The following is a 4453-nucleotide window of genomic DNA, read 5'->3' as shown; positions in this document are numbered from 1 at the left end:
GGCCATGCCCGTCGGGCACACCGTCGAGGCCGGCGCGTTCGTCCAGGACGGCCCGGAGGGGCCGGAGCTCACGGTCACGCTCGGCCGGCCGTCCGCCGTCCTCGGTGCGGCGGAGGCCGAGCGCCTGGGCCGGTCGTGGCTGGAGATGCTCGCCGGGCTCGCCGCCCACACCGAGGACCCCGCCGCCGGCGGCCACACGGCGTCCGACTTCCCGCTCCTCGACCTGGCCCAGGACGAGGTCGACGAACTCGAATCCGGGTTCGCCGGCGACCTGCCCTGATCAGCCGCTGTTCCGGCGCACCACCCGCACCGCCCGCACCGTCCCACGCCCTTCCCCGACCGGCCCCGCGCGTGCGCGCCCCCGGGGGCCCGTCGCCGCCGCACCAGCCCATCCGCTCGCCCCATGTCGCCCGAGGAGAGAGAAGCGATGACCCGATCCGCAGTCGAGGACGTGTGGCCGCTGTCGCCGCTCCAGGAAGGGCTGCTGTTCCACGCCGCCTTCGACGACCGGGGACCCGACGTCTACCAGGGGCAGCGGACGCTCGACCTGCTCGGCCCCGTCGACGCGGGCCTGCTGCGCAGGTCGTGGGAGGCGCTGCTGGCCCGGCACGCCGCGCTGCGGGCGGCCTTCCGCCGCCGCCGGTCGGGGGACGCGGTCCAGGTCGTCGCCCGCCACGCCGTGCTGCCCTGGCGGGAGGCCGATGTATCCGCACTCCCCGCGGACGGCGCGGCGGCCGAGACGGAGCGGCTCGCCGAACGGGAGCGCGCCGAGCGGTTCGACCTCGCCACCGCGCCGCTGCTGCGGCTGCTGCTGATCCGTACCGGCGCGGAGCGCCACCGGCTGGTGATCACCAGCCATCACGTCCTCATGGACGGCTGGTCCGTGCCGGTGCTCCTCCGGGAGCTCTCCGCCGTGTACGCGGCGGGCGGCGACGCCGGTGTGCTGCCGCCCGTGGCCTCCTACCGCGACCACCTCGCCTGGCTCGCCCGGCAGGACAAGGACGCCGCGCGGGCCGCCTGGCGCGCCGAACTGGCCGGCGCGGACGAGCCGACCCTCGTCGCCCCGGCCGACCCGGGCCGGCTGCCCGTGACGCCGGAGAGCCTGATCGCGGAGGTTCCGGAGGAACTCGGCCGGACCCTCGCCCGCTTCGCCCGGAGCCAGGGCCTCACCGTCAACACCGTGGTGCAGGGCGCCTGGGCGTTGCTCCTGGCCCGGCTCGCCGGCCGTACCGACGTGGTGTTCGGCGCGACCGTCGCCGGCCGCCCCGCCGACCTCCCCGGGGTCGAGTCGATGGTCGGCCTGTTCATCAACACCCTGCCCGTGCGGGTACGGCTGGACGGCGCGCAGCCGGTGGCGGACCTGCTGGCCGGGGTGCAGGAGCGGCAGTCGGCGCTGCTGGCGCACCAGCATCTGGGACTGCCGGAGATCCAGGCGCTCGCCGGACCGGGCGCGGTCTTCGACACCCTCGTGGTCTACGAGAACTACCCGCGTCCCCCGGCCGGGCCCCCGGCGCCGGGGACCTTCGCCGTCCGCTTCGCCGAGGGGCGGGAGGCCGCGCACTATCCGCTGACCCTCGTGGTGGCACCCGGTGAGCCGATGCGCTGCAAGCTCGACTACCGCCCGGACCTGTTCGACCGGGACGCCGCCGCGTCGGTCTTCGGCCGGCTGCTGCGGGTGCTGGAGCGGATGGCCGCCGACCCGGCGCTGCCGGTGGGACGGATCGGGGTGCTGGACGGGCCCGAGCGCGGCCTGGTGCTGGAGGGGTGGAGCGCCACCGCGGGGGAGCCACCCGCGGCCACCGTGCCGGAGCTGATCGCGGAACGCACCGCCGGCGCGCCGGAGGCGGTGGCCGTCACCACCGGCGGCCGGACCCTCACCTACCGGGAACTGGAGCGGGACGCCGGTGTCCTGGCGGCCCGGCTGGCCCGTGCCGGGGTGGGGCGCGGCGACCGCGTCGCGGTGGTGATGGAACGGACGGCCGCACTGCCTGCCGTGCTGCTCGGCGTCTGGCGGGCGGGCGCGGCGTACGTCCCGGTGGACGCGGGCACCCCGGTGGAGCGGGTCGGGTGGGTGCTCGCGGACGCCGCGCCGGCGGCCGTGGTGTGCACCGGCGCCACCCGGGGCGCCCTCCCCGCGGACACCACCGCGCCGGTGCTCGTCCTCGACGGCCCGGGCGGGGACCCGGGCACGCCCGGGGCGGGCGCGGCCGAGGCGGGCCCGGTGGCCCCGCCGCCCGGCGCGGACGACCTCGCCTACGTGATGTACACCTCCGGTTCGACGGGGACCCCCAAGGGGGTGGCCGTGCCGCACGGCAGCGTCGCGGCCCTGGTGGCGGAGGAGGACTGGGCGGTGGCCGCGGACGACGCGGTGCTGATGCACGCCCCGCACGCCTTCGACGTGTCCCTGTTCGAGATCTGGGTGCCGCTGGCCCACGGGGCGCGGGTCGTCCTCGCCGGGCCGGAGACCGTCGACGCCGAGCAGGTGCGGCGGCACATCGCCGGCGGGGTGACCCGGCTCCACGTCACCGCGGGCTCCTTCCGGGTGCTGGCGGGCGAGGACCCGGGGTGTTTCTCCGGGCTGCGCGAGGTGCTGACCGGTGGGGACGTCGTCCCCGTCGGCGCGGTCGCCCGGGTGCGCGAGGTCTGCCCGGAGGTCACCGTGCGCCACCTCTACGGGCCCACGGAGACCACCCTGTGCGCGACCTGGCGGGTGTGGCGGCCCGGTGAGGCGGTGGGGTCGGTGCTGCCCATCGGCCGGCCGCTGCCCAGCCGGCGGGTGTTCGTCCTGGACGCCTTCCTCCAGCCTGTCCCGCCGGGTGTGAACGGCGAACTGTATGTGGCCGGAGCCGCCCTGGCGCGCGGCTACCGGGACCGGCCGGCGGCGACCGCCGAACGGTTCGTGGCCTGCCCGTTCGCGCCGGGCGAGCGCATGTACCGCACGGGCGACCTGGTCCGCTGGACCGACGACGGTGAACTTCTGTTCGCCGGGCGGGTGGACGCGCAGGTGAAGATCCGCGGCTTCCGGGTGGAGCCCGGCGAGGCCGAGGCCGTGCTCGCCGCGCACCCGGCGGTGGGGCAGGCCGTGGTGGTCGCCCGCGGTGACGGGCCCGGCGAACGGCGCCTCGTCGGCTACGTGGTGCCGGACGGCACCGGCGGCGGGCGGCCGGCCCTGACGGGGGACGCCGTCCGCGACCACCTCGCCGGGCTGCTCCCCGAGTACCTGGTGCCCGCCGCGGTCGTCGTCCTGGACGCGCTGCCCGTCACCCGCAACGGCAAGGTGGACCGCGAGGCCCTGCCGGCGCCCGACTTCGCGGGCCGGTCGACCGGACGCGCGCCCCGCACACCGGTCGAGGAGACGCTGTGCCGCCTCTTCGCCGAGGTGCTGGGCCTGGCCCGGGCCGGCGCCGAGGACGGCTTCTTCTCCCTCGGCGGGGACTCGATCTCCTCCATGCAGCTCGTCGCCCGGGCCCGCCGGGCCGGGCTGGTCCTCACCCCGCGCCAGGTCTTCGAGGAGAAGACCCCCGAACGGCTGGCCCGGGTGGCCCGCCCCGTGGACACCGCCGGTGACGGCCCCGGCGTCCGGGACAGCGGCGAGGGCCCCGTGGCGTGGACACCGGTGATGCGGGAGCTGGGCACCCACGCCACCCGGCCCGGCTTCGCCCAGTGGGCGGTGGTCGGCGCCCCGCCCGCCCTGGACCGGGACGCCCTGGTCACCGCGGCCGGCGCCCTGCTCTCCACCCACCCGATGCTGCGGGCCCGGGTCACGGCCCGGGACGGCGGCCCGGTGCTCGCCGCCGGGGCCCCGGACTCCGTGGACCCGGCCGGCGTGCTGCTCCGCACGGACGCCACCGGCGCCACACCGCAGGAGCTGGACCGCCTCGCGGCGGACGCGGCGCGCGAGGCGGCCCGCGCGCTGGACCCCACGGCCGGCCGGATGGTGCGCCTGGTGTGGCTGGACGCCGGCCCGGAGCATGTCGGCCGGCTGGTCCTGGCCGTGCACCACCTCGTGGTGGACGGGGTGTCCTGGCGGATCCTCCTGCCGGACCTGCGAACCGCGTACGAGGCCGCGGTGGCGGGCCGGCCGCCGGCCCTCGACGCCCCGGGCACCTCCTTCCGCCGCTGGTCCGAGACCCTGGCCGCCGAGGCCCTCTCGGCGGAGCGGACCGCCGAACTCGACGCGTGGACGGCCCTGCTGGGCGAGGGCACCGAGCGGGACACGCCCGGGCTGCCCGCCCCGGACCCGGTCCGGGACACCGCGGCCACCCTGTGCCACCACTCCTGGACCCTGCCCCCAGAGCGGGCCGCCGCGCTGGTCAACGCCGTTCCGGCGGCCTTCCACTGTGGGGTGCGGGAGGTGTTGCTGGCGGGGCTGGCGGGTGCGGTGGCGCGGTGGTGCGGGGGTGCCGGTGTGTCAGGTGATTGCTCTGGTCCGGTCGGTGGGGCCGGTGGGGCC

2 protein-coding genes are annotated in these 4453 nt (G+C 77.8%); both read left to right on the top strand.

Features of this window, described 5'->3' with window-relative positions; translation table 11 throughout:
- The coding region (locus HCK00_RS26545) for a hypothetical protein (protein WP_168104592.1) at nt 1-280 on the top strand (280 nt) is incomplete at its 5' end.
- A 147-nt stretch (nt 281-427) separates the two neighbouring features.
- A partial coding sequence (locus HCK00_RS26540; protein ID WP_168104591.1) for a non-ribosomal peptide synthetase occupies nt 428-4453 on the top strand: 4026 nt, incomplete at its 3' end.

Origin of the sequence: Streptomyces zingiberis, assembly GCF_012034935.1 — a bacterium.
GTDB classification, from domain to species: domain Bacteria; phylum Actinomycetota; class Actinomycetes; order Streptomycetales; family Streptomycetaceae; genus Streptomyces; species Streptomyces zingiberis.
The sequence above is the reverse complement of the archived record's forward strand: the minus strand, read 5'-3'. Positions and strand labels throughout refer to the sequence as shown.